The organism is Massilia sp. WG5 (assembly GCF_001412595.2).
Classification (GTDB): domain Bacteria; phylum Pseudomonadota; class Gammaproteobacteria; order Burkholderiales; family Burkholderiaceae_D; genus Telluria.
On sequence record NZ_CP012640.2, the window covers coordinates 1,919,803 to 1,939,263 of the forward strand.

13 protein-coding genes are annotated in these 19,461 nt (G+C 66.6%); all 13 read right to left on the reverse strand.

Translation table 11 applies throughout. The annotated features are described in order from the left end of the window. Positions 1 to 2 precede the first annotated feature (2 nt). Complete coding sequence (locus AM586_RS08560) at positions 3 to 1,652, reverse strand: ATP-dependent DNA ligase (protein ID WP_047823830.1); 1,650 nt, start codon at positions 1,650 to 1,652, stop codon at positions 3 to 5. Continuing rightward, a complete protein-coding gene (locus AM586_RS08565) occupies positions 1,645 to 2,703 on the reverse strand; it encodes a ligase-associated DNA damage response exonuclease (protein WP_047823828.1) in 1,059 nt (352 codons plus the stop codon). The genes AM586_RS08560 and AM586_RS08565 overlap by 8 nt, the downstream gene beginning before the upstream one ends. Before the next feature lie 21 nt (positions 2,704 to 2,724). Beyond that, on the reverse strand, positions 2,725 to 4,437 hold the full coding sequence (locus AM586_RS08570) for an ATP-dependent DNA helicase RecQ (RefSeq protein ID WP_047823827.1): 1,713 nt from the start codon (positions 4,435 to 4,437) through the stop codon (positions 2,725 to 2,727). A 446-nt stretch (positions 4,438 to 4,883) separates the two neighbouring features. Next, on the reverse strand, positions 4,884 to 5,219 hold the full coding sequence (locus AM586_RS08575; protein ID WP_047823825.1) for a DUF805 domain-containing protein: 336 nt from the start codon (positions 5,217 to 5,219) through the stop codon (positions 4,884 to 4,886). Positions 5,220 to 5,388: 169 nt separating this feature from the next. Continuing rightward, positions 5,389 to 6,972, reverse strand: a complete 1,584-nt coding sequence (gene ahpF / locus AM586_RS08580) for an alkyl hydroperoxide reductase subunit F (RefSeq protein WP_047824646.1) — start codon at positions 6,970 to 6,972, stop codon at positions 5,389 to 5,391. Between the two features lie 271 nt (positions 6,973 to 7,243). Further along, positions 7,244 to 7,807, reverse strand: a complete 564-nt coding sequence (gene ahpC / locus AM586_RS08585) for an alkyl hydroperoxide reductase subunit C (protein ID WP_047823823.1) — start codon at positions 7,805 to 7,807, stop codon at positions 7,244 to 7,246. A 132-nt stretch (positions 7,808 to 7,939) separates the two neighbouring features. Beyond that, on the reverse strand, positions 7,940 to 9,157 hold the full coding sequence (locus AM586_RS08590; RefSeq protein WP_047823822.1) for a hybrid sensor histidine kinase/response regulator: 1,218 nt from the start codon (positions 9,155 to 9,157) through the stop codon (positions 7,940 to 7,942). Beyond that, positions 9,154 to 9,762, reverse strand: coding sequence for a chemotaxis protein CheB (locus AM586_RS08595; RefSeq protein ID WP_197416397.1), 609 nt, complete (start codon positions 9,760 to 9,762; stop codon positions 9,154 to 9,156). Before AM586_RS08595 ends, AM586_RS08590 begins: the two co-directional genes overlap by 4 nt. Continuing rightward, positions 9,759 to 10,598, reverse strand: a complete 840-nt coding sequence (locus AM586_RS08600; RefSeq protein WP_047823820.1) for a protein-glutamate O-methyltransferase CheR — start codon at positions 10,596 to 10,598, stop codon at positions 9,759 to 9,761. Before AM586_RS08600 ends, AM586_RS08595 begins: the two co-directional genes overlap by 4 nt. Beyond that, on the reverse strand, positions 10,571 to 14,044 hold the full coding sequence (locus tag AM586_RS08605; protein WP_047823818.1) for a response regulator: 3,474 nt from the start codon (positions 14,042 to 14,044) through the stop codon (positions 10,571 to 10,573). Before AM586_RS08605 ends, AM586_RS08600 begins: the two co-directional genes overlap by 28 nt. Positions 14,045 to 14,165: 121 nt before the next feature. Then, positions 14,166 to 16,721 (reverse strand): excinuclease ABC subunit UvrA, encoded by a 2,556-nt coding sequence (locus tag AM586_RS08610; protein ID WP_047823816.1) that lies wholly within the window; start codon positions 16,719 to 16,721, stop codon positions 14,166 to 14,168. A gap of 74 nt (positions 16,722 to 16,795) precedes the next feature. Further along, positions 16,796 to 17,863 (reverse strand): SDR family oxidoreductase, encoded by a 1,068-nt coding sequence (locus tag AM586_RS08615; RefSeq protein WP_047823814.1) that lies wholly within the window; start codon positions 17,861 to 17,863, stop codon positions 16,796 to 16,798. Positions 17,864 to 17,932: 69 nt separating this feature from the next. Then, complete coding sequence (locus AM586_RS08620) at positions 17,933 to 19,189, reverse strand: glycosyltransferase (RefSeq protein ID WP_229411088.1); 1,257 nt, start codon at positions 19,187 to 19,189, stop codon at positions 17,933 to 17,935. Between the last annotated feature and the right edge of the window lie 272 nt (positions 19,190 to 19,461).

The window sequence follows — 19,461 nt, forward strand, 5'->3', positions numbered from 1 at the left end:
GCTCATGGTCCTTTGGCCGCCTCGTCCGGCAGCCCCTGCAACAGCCCCTTCAGGGTATCGAGCGTATCCGCCTCGTCGACCGGCTTGTCCTCGCGCCGGCGCAGGATGCGCGGGAAGCGCACCGCGATCCCCGCCTTATGGCGCGGCGACGGCGCGATGCCCTCGAAACCCAGCTCGAACACCATGGTCGGTTTCACCGAGCGCACCGGACCGAACTTCTCGACCGTCGTCTTGCGGATGGTGGCGTCCACCTGGCGGATCTCGGCGTCGGTCAGGCCCGAGTAGGCTTTGGCGAAGGGCACCAGGCGGCGCTGCTCGCCATCGCCGTCCCACACGGCAAAGGTGTAGTCGGTGTACAGCGAAGCGCGCCGCCCGCTGCCCGGCTGGGCGTAGATCAGCACCGCGTCCACCGCGTAAGGGTCGATCTTCCACTTCCACCAGGTGCCGACATCCTTGGTGCGGCCCACGCCGTACTGGGCATTGCGGGCCTTGATCATCATCCCTTCGACGCCGCGCGCGCGCGACTCGGCGCGCAGGGCGCCGAGGTCGTCCCAGGTATCGCTTGTGACCAGCGGTGAGATGCGCAGCTGCGGCTTCGCCACCCCGGTGACCAGGGTCTCCAGCAAGGCGCGCCGCTCGTGCTGCGGCAGGCCGCGCAGGTCGACGCCGTCCAGTTCGAGCAGGTCGTAGGCCAGCAGTACCGCCGGCAGCTCGGCCAGCAGCTTATTGCTGAGCGTCTTGCGGCCGATGCGCTTCTGCAGGTCGGCAAACGGCGCCGGGGCGTCGGCGTCAAGCCAGATCAGCACCTCGCCGTCGACCACTGTCCCTTCCGGCAGCGTCAGGCCGGCCAGCTCCGGGAAGCGCTCGGTAATCAAATCCTCGCCGCGCGACCACAGGTAGTTCTGGGCGCCGCGCCGCACCAGCTGGGCGCGGATGCCGTCGTATTTCCACTCGACCTGCCAGTCGGACAAGGGTCCGAGATCGGCCGGGTCGCCATTCAGCTGGTGCGCCAGGAAGAAGGGGTAAGGCTGCCCGCCGCGCAGCTTGTGCTCGTCCTCGGACTGGGCCGCGATCAATTGCAGGAAGCCGGCGCCGGTCGGGCGCACGCGGCCGTCGGTCCAGCCCATCAGGCGCTGCGCGATCAGCTTGGCGTCCACCGCGGCGATGGCCGCCAGCGCGCGCGTCACCAGCAGCTTCGACACGCCGACCCGGAAGCCGCCGCCGATCAGCTTCACGAACAGGAAGCGCTCGCGCCAGGTCAGCTCGTCCCAGTACGCGAACAGCTTCTCGCGGATGGCGGCCGGATCGGCGCCGCGCAGCGGACCGATGCGCTCTTCCATCCACACGGCCAGGCCGATGTCGCTGTGGCGCTTCGGCGGCGGCAGGATGTGGGCGATGGTCTCGGCCATGTCGCCGACCGCCGCGTGCGATTCCTCGAACAGCCACTCGTCGAGGCCGGCGTACTCGATGGCGGCTTCGCGCAGCAGCCTGCTCGGCACCGCCTGGCGCGGCTTGCCGCCGGCCAGGAAGTACACGGCCCAGGCGGCGTTCTCCGGGGCCGCATGCTCGAAGTAGTTCTGCAGCGCCTCCAGCTTGCGGTTGGTGGCGGTGGTCTCGTCGAGGTCCGCATAGAGCTGGGCGAATTCACGCATCCTTCGCCTCCTCCTTGCGCGCCGGGCCCTTGTGCGCCTCTCCTTCTTCCGGGGCGGCCGAACCTTCGGCGTCGTCGTCTTCGTCCCCATATTCAGTGTCGAAGGCCTTCGCATCCAGCCCGAGCTGGCGCAGCCAGCGCACCATCACCGGGATCGAGCCGTGCGTGACCACCACCTGCTGGGCGCCGGTGGCCTCGATGGCGCCGAGCAGCCCGGGCCAGTCGGCATGGTCGGACAGCACGAAGCCGCGGTCGACGCCGCGCCGCCGGCGTGCGCCGCGCAGCAGCATCCAGCCGCTGGCGAAGGCGTCGCTGTAGTCGCCGAAGCGGCGGGTCCAGGTGGAACCCGCGGCCGAGGGCGGCGCCAGCACCAGGGCGCGCTTCATCTCGTCCTTGCCGGTTTCGCTGACGAGTTGCGTGGGCGGCAGCGCCACGCCGCCGTCGCGGTAGACGCGGTTCAGCGGCTCGACCGCGCCGTGGCAGACGATCGGACCGATCGCCGTGTCGAGGCCGGACAGCACGCGCTGGGCCTTGCCGAAGGCGTAGGCGTAGAGCACGCTGGTGCGGCCTTCATCCGCGTTGCGGCGCCACCAGCGGTTGATGTCGTCGAATACTTCCTGCTGCGGATCCCAGCGGTAGATCGGCAGGCCGAAGGTGGATTCGGTAATGAAGGTATGGCAGCGCACCGCTTCGAAGGGCGCGCAGGTCTTGTCGGGTTCGACCTTGTAGTCGCCCGAAGCGACCCAGATCTCGCCCTCGTGTTCCATCCGCACCTGGGCGGAGCCCAGTACATGGCCGGCCGGGTGCAGCGAGATGGCGACGCCGTTGTGCACGATGCGTTCGCCGTAGGCCAGTCCGTCGATATTGATGTCCGCGCCCAGGCGCGACTTCAGGATGCCCACGCTCGCATCGGAGGCGAGGTAATGGCGGTGGCCCCAGCGCGCGTGGTCGCCATGGGCATGGGTGATGACGGCCCGGTCTACCGGCCGCCAGGGGTCGATGTAGAAATCGCCGGGTACGCAGTACAGCCCTTCCTTTCTTACGACGACCATGTCACCCAATGCACTCTCCTCTTAAACGTGTTCCACGAAGTCCTTCAGGAAGGACCGCTGTTCGCCGTCCGGGAACTCGATGCAGACCTGGTCGGCAGCGATCGAGACCACCGTGCCCTCGCCATACTTCGGCACCTTGACGCGCGCGCCGGGCTCGAACGAGGACGCCGGATCGGGTTCCGGCTCCGGCTCGCGGTCGAACTCGTCGTCGTGGATCTCGATATCTTCCGTCAGCACCGCCGCCGGCGGATTCAGGCAGTTATCGCAGCGGCAGCACTTCTCGAAGCCCTCGACCTCGTCGCCGAAGTAATCCAGCAGCAGCTTCCAGCGGCAGAAACCGCTGACGGCATAGCTCACCATCTGCTCCAGCGCTTCCTTGTCGTGCTCCTGCTTCTGGCGGTAGACCGCGGCCATGGCTTCGAACAGGCTCGCCTTCGGCTCCTGGGCCGTCACGTTATACGCCAGCTTGCGCGACTGGCGCAGCAGCTTCGCATCCTTCAGCAGCTTGAGGCAGACCGTGAGGTTGTGGCCTGCAAGATCGCCGGCCACGTCCTCGACGCGCTCGGGCGTCGCGGTTTCGTTCCCGGCCAGCTCGCGCACGGCGTCGTAGACGGCGCGGATCTCATCCGCGCTCGGATAGTGCTTCACCAGGAAGAACTGCTGCACCCGCTTGTCTTCCTGCAGGAACAGCAGCGTGCATTCGGCGTCCTTGCCGTCGCGCCCGGCGCGGCCCGATTCCTGGTAATAGGATTCGAGGTTGGCCGGAATCTGCAGGTGGATCACGAAGCGCGTGTCGGGCTTGTCGATGCCCATCCCGAAGGCGTTGGTGGCCACCATCACGCGCCGCTCGTCGTCCATGAACAGGTCCTGGTTCAGCTTGCGCTCGGCGGCCGGCAGCTTGCCGTGGTAGATCGTGACGGACTCGCCCTGCTCCTGCAGCAGGTGGTAGATCTCTTCGGCGCACTTGACGGTGGCGGCGTAGATGATGCCCTTGCCTTCGGTCTCGCGCACCAGGCGCAGCGCCTGCTCGAGTTTCTCCTCGGGGTTGGTCACCTGCAGCACGCGGTAATGCAGGTTCGGCCGGTACACGCCGGTATTGATGACGTTCATCCGCGGGCGGCTGAGCTGGCGGCCGATGTCGTCGATCACGTCCTCGGTGGCGGTGGCGGTCAGCGCCAGCACCGGCGGGCGGCCCAGCGCTTCGATGGCGCCGGCCATCTCGAGATAGGCCGGGCGGAAGTCATGCCCCCATTGCGAGATGCAGTGGGCTTCGTCGACCACCACCAGGGCGATCCTGACTTCCTTCAACACCTCGACGAACTCCGCCATCACCAGGCGCTCGGGCGTGCAGAACACGATCTCGCAACGGTTTTCCGCAATCGCGGCGAGCGACTCGCGCTCTTCCTCGGCGTTCAGGCTGCTGTTGACCTGCACCGCGCGGATGCCCATCTCGTTCAGCTTTTCGTGCTGGTCCTTCATCAGCGAGATGAGGGGCGACACGACGATGGTCATCCCTTCGAGGATGCGGGCGGGGATCTGGTAGCACAGCGATTTACCGCTGCCGGTGGGCATGATCGCCAGTGTGTCCTTGCCGTCGAGGACGCTGTCGATTACACGTTGCTGGCCGTCGCGCAGTTGCTGGAGACCGAAGACGGTATTCAGCAGGCGGCGGATGGTGTTGCGGCGTACCGCAAGCAGGCCTTTGTGCAGGAGTTTGGGTTCGTGTCGGGTCATGATGGACCCAACTGTAAATCTGGCCGGCCTGGACTGCTATAGGACGCAACCTACAGTTACCGTAGGAGCTCCACTAGAGCTTCCTGCAAGCACTCATACAGGGTCACAAGGTGAATTCCTACAATGCGAAGGATTTCTCGCCGATAGTTGCCAAACAGCAGTCGACCTAAGATGGAAGCATATTCTCTCGCAACCAGCATTCATCCGGAGGTTCATCATGATCCGCGTCTTCCCTGCCACCTGGACCGCACTCCACGTCGGCCTCATCAGCCTTGCTACCTGGTTCCTGGTTGAAACCGATGCGCTGAACGGCATGGCGCCGATGTTCTTCCACTGATCGATGCTGCAGGCGCTGCAGTCTCACCTCATCCCCAGCGGCAGGCCTTGCGCTTGTCGGGCGACGCTACTCTGAGCAATCACGAGTCGGCGCGCCTTTCCTTTTCCCTTCAAGCATACGCACCAGTCGAACCCGCATAGCGGTTCGGACGGGATTCCTGCGTCCAGAACACGATCAGCACGATCCAGCCGATCACCGGAACGAGATACAGCAACTGCCACCACCCGCTGCGGTCGGTGTCATGCAGGCGCCGGGTGGCGGCCGCCAATGAAGGCAGCAAGGTCGCGATATTGAATACCGCCTGCAGCGTATCGCTGATCACCCCGCAGCAGCCGGACCCCAGGACCAGGAACAGGGCGAACCACCAGTACTCCGAACGCGATGCCGTGCCTTCGAAAGTGGCGTACTTGCTGAAACAGGTTCTGATCGATTCAAAAAAGCTCATGGGATCCCCGGTTGACGAGTATGGCGGCCACCAAGGCCGCGCGTATCTCTATCGTACAGAGGATTTCCACTCAGAATCTCTCTAACTCTCACCGATGCGGACCCGGGAAGCCGGCTTCGACCCTTACCTGGCGAAGCCGGTCGACCCGGACAGGCAATCCAGAGCGCTCTCAGGCCGCTTCGACCGCCACCGGCATGCGGATCAGGTAATCGAAGGCCGACAGTGCGCACTTGGCGCCGTCGCCCGCCGCGATCACGATCTGCTTGAACGGCGTGGTGGTGGCGTCGCCGCCGGCGAACACGCCCGGCACATTCGTGCGGCCGTGGGCGTCGACCACGATCTCGCCGAAGCGCGACAGCTCCACACTGCCCTTCAGCCATTCGGTGTTCGGCACCAGGCCGATCTGCACGAACACGCCTGCCAGCTCGACGTGGCGGTCTTCGCCCGACAGGCGGTCCTTGAAGCTGATGCCGTTGACCTTCTTGCCGTCGCCGGTGATTTCCGTGGTCTGGGCGTTCACGTGGACGCTCACGTTCGGCAGGCTGTGCAGCTTGTTGACCAGCACCGCGTCCGCCTTCAGCTGGTTCGCGAACTCGATCAGGGTCACGTGCTCGACGATACCGGCCAGGTCGATCGCCGCTTCCACGCCCGAGTTGCCGCCGCCGATCACGGCCACGCGCTTGCCCTTGTACAGCGGACCGTCGCAGTGCGGGCAGTAGTTCACGCCGGCGTTCTTGTATTCCTGCTCGCCGGGCACGTTGACGTTCCTCCAGCGCGCGCCGGTCGACAGGATCACGGTGCTCGACTTCAGCGAACCGCCGTTGGCGAATTTCACCTCGACCAGCTCACCCGGCTTTGATGGCGCGATCAGCTGCGCGGCTTCCTGCTGGGTCATGATGTCGACGCCGTAATGGCGCACCTGGGCTTCCAGCGCGGCGGAGAATTTCGGGCCGTCGGTTTCCAGCACCGAGATGTAATTCTCGATCGACATGGTGTCGTTCACTTGGCCGCCCATGCGGCCGGTGGCGATGCCGGTGCGGATGCCTTTACGGGCCGCATACACGGCCGCTGCCGAGCCGGCCGGGCCGCCGCCGACGATCAGCACATCGTACGGTTCCTTCGCATTCAGCTTGGCGGCGTCGCGCTCGCCGGCGCCCTTGTCCAGCTTGGCGACGATTTCTTCGAGCATCATGCGGCCGGAACCGAACATCTCGCCGTTCAGGAACACCATCGGCACCGCCATCACCTGCCGTTCTTCGACTTCCTTCTGGAAGGCGCCGCCTTCGATCACGGTGGTCTTGACACGCGGGTTCAGGATCGCCATCAGCGACAGCGCCTGCACCACGTCCGGGCAGTTATGGCAGCTCAGCGACATGTAGACGTCGAACTCGTAGTCGCCGTCCAGGCTCTTGATGGTGTCGATGACGTCCTGCTCGACCTTCGGCGGATGGCCGCCGGTCCACAGCAGGGCCAGCACCAGCGAGGTGAATTCATGGCCCAGCGGCAGGCCGGCGAAGCGCAGGCTGGTGTCGGCGCCCAGGCGCTGCAGGCTGAAGGACGGCCGGCGGGCATCGTTGCCGTCTGTGCGCAGCGTGATCTTGTCGGCGCGCAGGCCCTGGATGGTTTGCAGCAGGTCGAGCATCTGCTTCGAGGTGTCGCTGTCGTCGAGCGAGGCCACCATCTCGAAGGAATGCTGGACGCGTTGCAGGTAGGCACCCAGCTGGGTCTTCATATCATTGTCGAGAGCGCTCATGGTCTTATCCTTTTCGTTCAAACGTGTTCAGACGTGTTCAGGCCGATGCGACGCACATGCGGACGCATCCAGTTAAATCAAATCAAAGTGGTGAATCTGGGCCGGCAGATCGACCAGTTTGATCGCCTGCATTGCTTCAATGGCCTGCCCATGTAAATGGGCGGCATTCTTCGGAGGGGAAGGAGAGCGGCCGCCCCTCGCGGCCACGCTCCTGGTATTACTGGTACCACGCGTGGGCTCGGGGAGCCCACCCTACACCTAGCGCTACTACTTAGATCTTGCCGACCAGGTCCAGCGACGGCTTCAGGGTTTCGGCGCCTTCGCTCCACTTGGCCGGGCAGACTTCGCCCGGGTGCGATGCGACGTACTGGGCAGCCTTGACCTTGCGCATCAGTTCCGATGCGTCGCGGCCGATGCCGTTGTCATGCACTTCCATGACCTTGATCTGGCCTTCCGGATTGATCACGAAGGTGCCGCGCAGGGCCAGGCCTTCTTCTTCGATCATGACTTCGAAGTTACGCGACAGGACGCCGGTCGGGTCGCCGATCAGCGGGTAGTTCACTTTCTTGATGGCTTCCGAGGTGTCGTGCCATGCCTTGTGGGCGAAGTGGGTATCGGTCGACACGCCGTAAACTTTCACGCCCATCTTTGCGAACTCCGGCTGGAAGGTAGCCAGGTCTTCCAGTTCGGTCGGGCAGACGAAGGTGAAGTCCGCCGGGTAGAACATCAGGACCGACCAGGTGCCTTTGAAGTCGGCTTCGGTCAGGTCGACGAACTTGCCGTCGTGGAAAGCGGTTGCCTTGAACGGTTTGATCTCGGTGTTGATGATGGACATGAAAACTCCTCTTTCGGGGTTAAAAAAACGTTAGGTGCGTACTATAACCCGCACACTGGTGAATGTGAAATTAATTGAACGGATTCGGTCAATTGATTTTCTCTATCGGGGCGGCGGTGGCGAAATGCAGGATCAGGCGGAAACGGCCGCGGCCGGCACCGCCGCCTCCGTGCATGGCAGCAGCAGGCTGAAGGTCGCGCCCTGCCCCGGCGCGCTCTGCACGGTCAGCTCCCCGCCGTGCGAGGTGGCGAGCTGGCGCGAGATATACAGCCCGAGGCCCAGTCCCTTCGGCTCGCCGGCCCTGGCGCCGCGCTCGTAGGGTTCGAAGATGCGGTCGATGTAGTCGGGGGCGATGCCCTTGCCGTAGTCGCGCACGTCGATCCGCACATTGCAGCCGATCTCCTGCACGTTGACCTCGACCGTGCCGCCGCCGCCATAACGCAGGGCGTTCGTCAGCAGGTTGACGATCACCTGTTCGATGCGGAACTCGTCCCACCAGCCTTCGACGGGCTTGTGGACCGACAGTTTCAGGGTCGTGTTCGCCGCGGCGGCCTGCAGGGACAGGTCGTTGACGACGCGCTCGAGCAGGCCCATCAGTTCTACCTTGCCCGGACGGATCGACAGCGTGCCGCTCTTCATGCGCGAGACGTCCAGCATGTCGTCGATCAGGCGGATCATGGCCTTGATCTGGCGCTCGTCGCGCTTGATCATATTGCCGACCTGCTCGGGCGTGGAGGCCGGCAGGTTGCCGCGCTTGAGCTGCAGGCTGCGCATCTGGGTTTCCAGGAACAGCGTGTTCAGCGGGGTGCGCAGCTCGTGCGCCACCAGCGACATGAAGTCGTCGCGCATGCGCAGCGAGCGCTGCAGCTCTTCCTGGGTCTTGTTCAGCTCGCGCAGCAGGACGTCCTGCTCGCGCCGGCTGCGCTCCAGCGCTTCCATCTGGCACCGCATCGCGCGGCGCTGCTGGTCGAGGGTGACGAAGACGTTCACCTTGCTGCGCACCGCGTCCGGATCGAGCGGCTTGTGCAGGAAGTCGACGGCGCCCTGTTCGTAGCCCTTGAAGGCGTAGTTCAGCTCGCGCCCGGCGGCCGAGACGAACACGATCGGAATGTTGCGGGTGCGTTCCGTGCCGCGCATCAGCTCGGCCAGTTCGAAGCCGTCCATGCCCGGCATCTGCACGTCCAGGATGGCCAGCGCGAACTCGTGCTCGAGCATCAGGGTCAGCGCTTCTTCGCCCGAGGCAGCCTGGAACACCTGGCGCTGGCCGTCGCGGATCAGGGCATCCAGCGCGCGCAGGTTTTCCGGCAGGTCGTCGACGATCAGCAGTTTGCTTGGGTCTTGTGCGCTCATGATATTTTCGTCTCCAGCATGGGCAGCAGCGCCCCGATGCGGGCCAGGGGCAGGATCAGGTGCGGGGAAAAACGGTCGATGGCGCTTTGCGGCATGGTGGCCACCTGTGCCTCATCGGGGTCTTGCACGACGGTCAGGCCGCCGCTCGCATGAATATAAGCCATGCCGGCCGCGCCGTCGTGGTTGGCGCCGGTGAGCAGGATGCCCACCAGGCCGGGCCCGTAGGCGTCGGCGCTCGATTCCATCAGCACGTCGATGGCCGGGCGCGCGAAATGCACGGGCGGTTCGCAGCTCAGCGAGAAGCTGAAGTCGCGCTCCACGGACAGGTGGTAGCCGGCGCCGGCGAAGTACACGGTGCCGGGGGCAATGGCTTCCTTGTCGGCGGCTTCCTTGACCGGCAGCGGCAGGCGCTCGCCGAACAGCTCGGCCAGCCGGCTCTCGCGGTCGCCCGGCAGATGCAGGATGCAGAAGACCGGCAGGCGGCCCCCGGCCGGCAGCTTGGGCAGCAGTGCGCCCAGGGCCTCGACCCCGCCGGCGGAGGCGCCGATCACCACCGCCTCGATGCGGCGGCCGGCCAAGGCGGTCTGCAGGTCTGTATCCGTCACGAGCCCACCTTGCGGAACACCCGCTCGCGCCTGGCCAGCGGTTCGAAGCGCTGGGCGTAGCTGGAGAAGTCGATGCTCTCCTTGCTGCCCAGGCCGAGGAAGCCGCGGTGCACCAGGGATTCGTGAAACAGGCCCAGCACGCGGTTCTGCAGGCGCCGGTTAAAGTAGATCATGACGTTGCGGCAGCTGATGAAATGGGTTTCGGCGAACACGCTGTCGGTAGCCAGGCTGTGGTCGGCGAAGGTGACGTTTTCCACCAGCGAGCGCTCGAACAGCGCGCCGCCGTAGGCCGCCGTGTAGTAGTCCGAGAACGCCTTCGCGCCGCCGGCCTTCTGGTAATTCTCGGTGTACAGGCGCATGCGCTCGAGCGGCATCACGCCGCGCCGCGCGGCTTCCAGCGACTCCTGGTTGATGTCGGTCGCGTAGATCAGGCTGCGGTCCAGCAGGCCCTCCTCGTGCAGCAGGATCGCCAGCGAATACACTTCCTCGCCGGTGCTGCAGCCGGCCACCCAGAGCTTCAGTGACGGGTAGGTCTTCAGGAAAGGCACGACCTGCCGGCGCAGCGCCAGATAATAGTCGGGGTCGCGGAACATTTCCGTGACCGGGATGGTCAGGAATTGCAGCAGCTGGGCGAAGGCGCTCGGCTCGTGCATTACCCGGGCTTGCAGCGCGGACACGGTATCGCAGTCCATCGCGCGCATGGCGGCCAGCACGCGGCGCTTTTGCGACGCGCCGGTGTAGTCGCGGAAGTCGTAGTTGTACTTGAGATAGACAGCTTCGACCAGCATCCGCAGTTCGATATCGATACTCAAATCCGCTCCATGGTCGGCATCCATACCCGCAGCAGCGAGTACAGTCGGGTCAGGTCGATCGGCTTGGCGAGATAATCGTTGGCGCCGGCGGCCAGGCATTGTTCCTGGTCATCCTTCATCGCCTTGGCCGTGATCGCGATGATCGGCAGGCGCGTGAAGCGCGCGTCCTGCCGGATCCTGCGCGTCGCCTCCAGGCCATCCATGCCAGGCATCATGACGTCCATCAGCACCAGGTCGATCGATTCCACTTCATCGAGCTTGGCAAGGGCTTCGAAGCCGTTGCGGCCCACTTCCACATGCGCGCCGCGCTGCTCCAGCGCGCTGGTCAGGGCAAACACATTGCGCACGTCATCATCCACCAGCAGGATGGTCCTGCCCTCGAACACCCGGTCGCGCCCGCGCACGCTCTTGAGCATGGTCTGGCGCTCGGACGAGAGCTGCGACTCCACCTTGTGCAGGAACAGCGTCACTTCGTCGAGCAGGCGTTCCGGCGAGCGCGCGCCCTTGATGATAATCGAGCGCGAATATTTCAGCAGTTCCGCTTCTTCCTCGCGGGTCAGGTTGCGGCCCGTGTAGACGATGACGGGCGGAAAGGAGCAGAGTTCTTCCAGGGACATCGCCTGCAGCAACTCATTGCCCTGCATGTCGGGCAGCTTCAGGTCGATGATCATGCAGTCGAAAATCTGTGTGCGCAACAGCTTCAGCGCTTCCTCGCCCGATCCGACGGCGGCGATCTCGACGTCGCTGTCGGCAATCAGCCTGACCACGCTCTCGCGCTGGCGCTCGTCGTCCTCGACCAGCAGCACCCGCTTGACCTGCTGCGAAGACTTCTCCTTCAGCTTGCGGAACACGTCCTCAAGCTGTTCGCGCGAGGTAGGCTTGAGCGCATAGCCGATCGCGCCCAAGTGCAGGGCTTCGCCGCCGTTCTCCTGGCTCGACACCACGTGCACCGGAATGTGGCGGGTGGCCGGATTGTCTTTCAGCTGCTGCAGCACCGACAGGCCGGACCGGTCCGGCAGGCGCATGTCGAGCAGGATCGCGTCCGGGTTCTCGCCGGCCGCCAGCTCCAGGCCCTCCTCCGCCGTCAGCGCCACCAGGCAGCGGAATTCCATGTCGTGCGCCAGGCCGTACAGGATGCGCGCGAATTCCGGCTCGTCCTCGATCACCAGCGCGGTGCGGCGCCCAAGCGCCGGCTCGGCGCGGTCGTCGTCGAAGCGCGGGCCGGCCGGCTGCGCCACCGGCGCTGCTTCGGCGGCGGGCAGCGCCGGCGCGGCCGGCGCACGCACCGGTTTCGCCGCATGCACCAGCTGGGGCGCCGGCGGCGTCGCGGCGACGGCGCCGTTGCGCGGCAGGCTCAGCATGAAGGTGCTGCCCTCGCCCAGCGTGCTCGCCACCGTCAGCGTGCCGCCCAGCAGGCTGGTGAGGTCGCGCGAGATCGACAGGCCCAGGCCGGTGCCGCCGTACTTGCGCGCGGTCGAGCCGTCGGCCTGGTGGAAGGCGTCGAAGATCTTGTCCTGCTGCTCCGGCGCGATGCCGATGCCCGAGTCCTGCACTTCGAACTGCACCCAGCCCTCGGCGTTGGCGCTGACCGTCAGGCTGACGCGGCCGGCAGCGGTGAACTTGACCGCGTTCGACAGCAGGTTCTTGAGGATCTGTTCGAGGCGCTGGCGGTCCGTGTGGATCGCCATCGGCACGCTCGGCTCGACCGTCAGCGAGAACTCCAGGTTCTTCTGGTGCGCCAGCGGTTCGAAGGTGCGCGCCAGGCCTTCGATCACGCGGCGCAGCGGCAGCTCTTCCGGCACCAGTTCCAGCTTGCCGGCTTCGACCTTCGAGATATCGAGGATGTCGTTGATCAGGTTCAGCAGGTCGTTGCCGGCCGAATAGATGGTCTGGGCGAAGCGCACCTGCTCGTCGTTCAGGTTGCCGGCCGCGTTGTCCGCCAGCAGCTTGGCCAGGATGAGCGAGCTGTTCAGCGGCGTCCTCAGCTCGTGCGACATGTTCGCCAGGAATTCGGATTTGTAGCGGCTGGCGCGCTCCAGTTCCAGCGCGCGCTCGCGCAGCTGGTCCTGGGCCGTGGTCAGTGCCGTGTTCTTCAGGTCGAGGTTCGCGGCCTGCTCGGCCAGCTGCTCGTTGGTCTGCTCCAACTCGGCCTGCTGGTTTTCCAGCGCCGTCTGCGATTCCTCGAGCGCGCGCGACTGCTCTTCCAGCTCCTCGTTGGCGGTGCGCAGCTCTTCCTGCTGGACCTGCAGTTCCTCGTTCATGGCCTGTTGTTCTTCCAGCGCCAGCTGCAGGCGCTGGCGGTAGACGACGGAGGCGACCGAGGCGCCGACCGCCGGCCCGATCAGCGCCATGAATTCAGTGTCGCGCTCGCGAACGCCGTGCAGGAAGCCGATCTCGATCACGCCCTTGATCTTGCCGTGATTCGAGATCGGCGCGATCAGCAGTTCGCGCGGCGAGGTCTCGCCCAGCCCCGAGCCGACCTTGATATAGTCGGGCGGCAGCTCGCGCAGGGTCAGGATGCGGTTCTGGTTGGCGGCCTGCGCGGCCAGCGATTCCTTGGGCTGGATCACCCGCGCATGCTGGTCCTGGTGCGCGAAGCCGTAGGCGCCGATGCGGGTCAGGGTGCCGTCGTCGCTGCGCGCGTACATCGCGGCCACCACGCCGCCCAGGTAAGGCGTGACGTAATCCAGCACGGCGTCGGCCAGCGGCTGGAGTTCGTGCAGGTTGGCGCTTTTGGTGGCCAGCTCGGCCTGGCCGGTGCGCAGCCAGTCCTGGTGGCGCAACAGGGCATTGTGCTCGGCTTCGTGGGCCAGGACTTCGCCGTAGGCGCTCGACAGACCCATCAGTTCGCGGCGGCCGAACAGCGCCAGCAGGCCGGCCACGGTCAGGCTGAACAGCAGGAAGGCGCCGACCGACCAGCCGATCACGGTGCGCGAGGAACTGTTACGCTCCTGCAGCAGGTTTTCCTCGGACTCGATGAAGCGGGCGAACAGGCGCCGCACCTCGTCGGTCAGGATCTTGCCGCGGCCGCTCTTGACCAGCTCGACGACGTCGACGTTCTTCGTGCGCTTCGCAATCGCTTCCTCGGCGTAGGTCTCCCATTCCTGCTGGGCGAGGCGGATGCGCCGTACGCGATCGGCCTGGGTCGGATTGTCCTCGACCATCTTGGCCAGGGCATTCAGTTCGGCGTCGATCTTCGGCTTGGCTTCCAGGTAGGGCGCCATGAAGCCATCGTCGCCGGACAGCAGATAGCCGCGCATGCCGGCTTCCATGTCGGCCGACATGCGGCTCACCTCGTTGGCGCGCCCGATCACACGCTCGGAATGCTCGACCCAATTGAGCACATTGATCAGGTAGGCGATGATGCCGACGAAGACCAGTGCGCTCAGCACTCCCATGCCCAGCGGCATGGCGACATTGCGGGACAGGATGCGTCGGAACTGGGTGCTGTCGATACTCGATCCGGTCATGCGAACTCGCTACTCTTAAGAAAAAAATATCCTAAGTGTAACGCAATTGCAAAATTGCGCATGTTCGATTGAAGCGCCAATCGGCCATGTTCAATCGATGTTCGCGGCAGATTCCGTAAAGTTAGCGTAAATATTTCGACAGATAGGGCGCGGTGCGGCTGCGGCGGCTGGCCGCGACCCGGGCCGGCGGACCGGCCGCCACCACCGTCCCGCCCGCCTCTCCCGCGCCGGGGCCGATGTCGATCACCCAGTCGCAGGCGGCGGCCACGCGCATCGTGTGCTCGACCATGATGACGGTGTTGCCGGCGTCGACCAGGCGGTTCAGCTGGGCCACCAGGCGGTCGGTGTCGAGCGGATGCAGGCCGGTGGTCGGCTCGTCCAGCACGTACAGGGCGCCGCCGCGGGTGGCGCGCTGCAGCTCGGTGGCCAGCTTGATCCGCTGGGCCTCGCCGCCCGACAGCTCGGTCGCGCTCTGGCCCAGGCGCAGGTAGCCCAGGCCGACCTCGCGCAGCACCTGCAGCGGCCGCGCCACCGCTTCCTGGTCTTCGAAAAAGGCATGGGCTTCGTCCACCGTCATGCCCAGCACGTCGGCGATGTTGCGGTCTTTATACGTGATCTTCAGGGTATCGGCGTTGTAGCGCGCGCCCTCGCAGGTCGGGCACGGCGCGTAGACGCTGGGCAGGAACAGCAGCTCGACCATCACGAAACCCTCGCCGGCGCAGTGTTCGCAGCGGCCCTTGGCGACGTTGAAGGAAAAGCGCCCGGCATCATAGCGGCGTTTCTTCGCGGCCGGGGTCGCCGCGAACAGCTTGCGCACCTGGTCGAACAGGCCGGTGTAGGTGGCCAGGTTCGAGCGCGGCGTGCGGCCGATCGGCTTCTGGTCGACCCGCACCAGGCGCTTCACCCCTTCCATGCCGCTCGCGATCCGCCCTTCCGTCTGTATTTTCGGCTCCTGCTCCAGGCCGGGTTCCTGCTCCGTCTCCTCTTCCGGCGCGCCCTGGCCCAGCGCCGCCGTCACCAGGTCGACCAGCACCTGGCTCACCAGGCTCGACTTGCCGGAGCCGGAGACGCCGGTCACGCAGCTCATCACGCCCAGCGGGAACTCGGCGCTCAAGCCATGCAGGTTGTTGCGGGTGACGCCGTCGAGCTTCAGCCAGCCGCCCGGCTCGCGCAGGCTGCGCGGCTCGGGCCCGGCCTCGTCGAACAGGTAGCGGCGGGTATGCGAGCGCTCGACCTTTTTCAGGCCCTCGGGCGGGCCGCTGTACAGGATCTCGCCGCCACCCTCGCCCGCCTGCGGGCCGACGTCGACGATCCAGTCGGCGCGCCGGATCACGTCCAGCGCGTGCTCGACCACGAACAGGGAGTTGCCGGCCGCCTTCAGCTGGGCCAGCGCCGCCAGCAGGGCCTCGGTATCGGCCGGGTGCAGGCCGGCCGAGGGCTCGTCCAGCACATACACCACGCCGAATAGGCTGGAACGCACCTGGGTCGCCAGGCGCAGGCGCTGCAGTTCGCCCGGCGACAGGGTCGGCGTGCTGCGCTCCAGCGCCAGGTAGCCCAGGCCCAGGTCGAGCAGTACCCCGAGGCGGGCGCACAGGTCGGCGGCGATGCGCCGGGTGACGATCAGCTGTTCCGGGTGCTTGGCGGCGGTGGCGTGCGCCGGGACGTCGCCCTTGGCATACGGCTTCAGCAGCTGCGCCAGGCGCTCCAGCGGCAGGCGCGACAGGTCGGTGATGTCCATGCCGGCAAAGGTGATCGACAGGGCTTCCTGGCGCAGCCGCTTGCCGCGGCACAGCGGACACTCCTGGCTGACCATGTAGCGCGCCACCCGCTTCTTCATCGCCGCGCTTTCGGTATTCGCGAAGGTCTGCAGCACATAGCGGCGCGCGCCGCTGAAGGTGCCCTGGTAGCTGGGCGTCTCCTTGCGCTTCAGGGCCTGCTTCGTCTCTGCCGGCGTGAGGCCGGCGTACACCGGCACGGTCGGGGTCTCGTCGGTGAACAGGATCCAGTCGCGGTCCTTCTTCGGCAGGTCGCGCCAGGGCGTATCGACGTCGTAGCCCATGGTGACGAGGATGTCGCGCAGGTTCTGGCCGTGCCAGGCCGGCGGCCAGGCGGCGACGGCGCGCTCGCGGATGCTCAGCGAGTCGTCCGGCACCATCGAGGCCTCGGTGGCTTCGTAGACGCGGCCCAGGCCCGAGCACTGCGGGCAGGCGCCTTCCGCGGTATTCGGCGAGAAGGACTCGGCGTACAGCAGCGGCTGGTCCGGCGGATAGTCGCCGGCGCGCGAATACAGCATGCGCAGGGAATTCGACAGCGTGCTGACGCTGCCGACCGACGAGCGCGCGGTGGGCGTGCCGCGCTGCTGCTGCAGGGCCACCGCCGGCGGCAGGCCGTCGATCTCGTCGACTTCCGGCACCGGCATCTGGTGGAACAGCCGGCGCGCATACGGCGACACCGATTCCAGGTAGCGCCGCTGCGCCTCCGCGTACAGGGTGCCGAAGGCCAGCGAGGACTTGCCCGAACCGGAGACGCCGGTGAACACGACCAGGGCGTCGCGCGGCAACTCCACGTTCACGTTCTTGAGGTTGTGCTCGCGCGCGCCGCGCACGCGCACGCGTCCGTGGTCGGCGAGGCTGGATTCGGTGTCGCGCGGTTCGGCTTCGGTCTGCTTGCGGCGCATCGTCGCTCCGTGGCTGTCAGTCGGATGGCGTCATTATGGGCGAACCGGCCCTTGCCCGCAGTGCGCTGCCGCACTCAGGGAATCAGGCGCTCCGCCCGCAGCGCCGTGAACAGGTCGTAGAACGAATCCTCGGTCGACTGCCAGCCTGCAAAACCCAGGCGGCGGCTGTTGGCCATGTCCGTCATCACCTCCAGCGGGCGGCCGAGGTCGAGGTCGGTGTGCCAGGGCGAGGCCAGGCGGTCGAGGGCGGCCTCCTGCAGGCCGTGGCGGCGCGCCATGTCGGCCCACAGTCCGGCATCGTTCGCCATGATTTCTTCCAGCGGCTGCACGGTGCCGCTGAAGCCCTCGGCCTGTACGCCGAACCAGGCCGCCAGCCGGCGCCACAGCCAGCTCCAGCGGAAGTAGTCGCCGTTGGTGATGTTGAAGGCCTCGTTGCGCGCCGCATCGAGGTCGGCGGCCCAGCGCAGCTGCCTGGCCAGCATGCGCGCGTCGGTCACGTCGGAAAGGCCGTTCCACTGCGCTTCCGAGCCGGGAAAGCGGAAGGGCCGCCCGGTCTCCTTGCAGATCGAGGCGTACACGGCCAGCGTGGTGCCCATGTTCATGGCGTTGCCGACCGCCATGCCGATGACGGTGTGCGGGCGATGGATGGTCCAGGTGAAGCGGTCGCGTTCGGCCGCGGCATAGACCTCGTCTTCCTGGGCGTAGTAAAAATTGTCGAGCGGCAGGCGCGGCTGGGATTCGCGCAAGGGGGTATCCGGCAAGGTGCCGGAACTGGCGTAGGCTTCGAAGGGGCCGAGATAGTGCTTCAGGCCCGTCACCAGCGCCACGTGGCGCAGCGATTTCCTGGGCGACAGCGCATCGAGCAGGTTGCGCACCAGCAGCGCGTTGACGCGGATATTCTCGGCTTCGGAGTCCTGGCGCATCCAGGTCGTGATGAAGACGTGGGTCGGCGCCACGTCGGCCAGCGCGGCCTGCAGTCCGACCTCGTCGAGCAGGTCGGCCGTCACCGGGATCAGGCCCGGCAGGTCGCGCGGCGGGCGGCGCGCCAGTCCGTACACGGTCCAGCCATGGGCCAGCAGTTCGCGTGCCGTGTAGCGGCCGCCGATGCCGCTCGCGCCGACGACCAGTGCGCTTCGTTGCATAAATCCCCCGAGAAATCGCGACAAACCATCATTCTTGCGCGCTTCTCCCGGGTGCGGCGCGCTGTTGCCCTAGCTCATCGGCTGGGCCGTCGCCGCCAGCGCTTCCAGGCGCAGGCGCAAGCCCTGCAGGCCCTGTCCGAGTGCGAAGCGCCGGCTGATCCGGCGGCAGTGCGGGACCAGCGTCCGGTCCCCGAGCAGCTGCTGCAGCGCCCGCGCCAGCCGCACGCCGTCGAGCCGCGATGCCCGCGCCCGGAAGGCCACGCCCAGCGCCGCCACGCGCGCCGCGTTGTCGAACTGGTCGTGCGCCAGCGGCACCACCAGCTGGGGCGTCCCGGCGCGCAGGGCTTCGGCGGTGGTGCCGATGCCGCCATGGTGGACCAGCACCATCGTGCGCGGCAGCAGGCGGCGCAAGGGCACGTAGTCCTGCCAGAAGATGCTTGGCGGCAGGTCGGCGGGAAGCTGCTCGCGGTGCGGGGTCAGGAAGACCGCGCGCAGGCCGAGCAGCTCCACCGCCGTCCGCGCGTGCTCGAAATAGGCACGGGACTGGGTGTTGCCGGTACCATGGGTGAAGACCACGGGTCCCATGCCCTGCCCGTCCTCCAGGAAGCCTTCGAGCGCGGGCGACAGGGGCGCGTCCGGGTGCGGGTCGAACAGGGGAAAGTCGGCGCGGTACAAGGGCTTGGGCCAGTCCGGCTGGGTCGGCGCGAACCACTCGGGGAACAGGGTCACCGACAGGTCCGGCACTGCGAACAGGTGCTCGAGCATGCCGGGCACCGGCGGCATGCCGCGCGCCGTCCGCGCCGCGTTCACGTCCGGCAGCGCCACCGGATCGATGAAGCGCGCCGCCAGGCGCCGCAGCAGCCAGCGCCGCAGGCCGGGCGGGACCCAGTGCGGTACCGGCCAGGGACCGAGCATCAGCGGATCGTGCACGGTCGGCAGGTTCTGCGGCGCCAGGTAGGCCGCCGCCACCTTCAGCCCGGGACGCGCGGCGCGGCACAGGTCCGCCTCGGGCAGGGCCAGTGGATGCACCAGCAGCACCACCGCTTCGTCGCGCGGCAGCGCGTCGACGAAGGGCACGATGTCCGCCATCGCCGGGCGCGTCGCGCGCCAGACCACGCCGAAGCCGCGCGTCGGATGCCAGAGGTCGGGGTCGAGCAGCACGGCAGGGTCGGCGGGCAGGCCGACGAAAGGCAGGCCGGTGCCGCGCACATACGGTTCGTGCTGCGCGGGCGCGAGGAAACTGACGCGATGGCCGGCGTCGCGCAGGGTCAGCGCCATCGCCATGAAGGGAAACAGGTCGCCGGCGGAGCCGATGGTGACGACCACGAAGTGCCTGGGATGTGCCGGGGTAGCGATGCTGAACTCTCCTGATGAAACCTGCGCCTGCCGTATGCCGGGGCGCGGAAGAAACCAGACTTTACACCGCTATCCGGTTGGAGGTGAGTTCGCAAGCTGCTAGAATCGCGGTTCCCATCAATGGAGGATTCCACCCATGCGCCTGTAATGCCCGCTCTCGCGAGATCGCGACAGCACTGAAACCTCATCGCCGCTTTCGTCTGAAAGCAGGCGCGGCTTCGACTGCATTACAAGGACTGCTC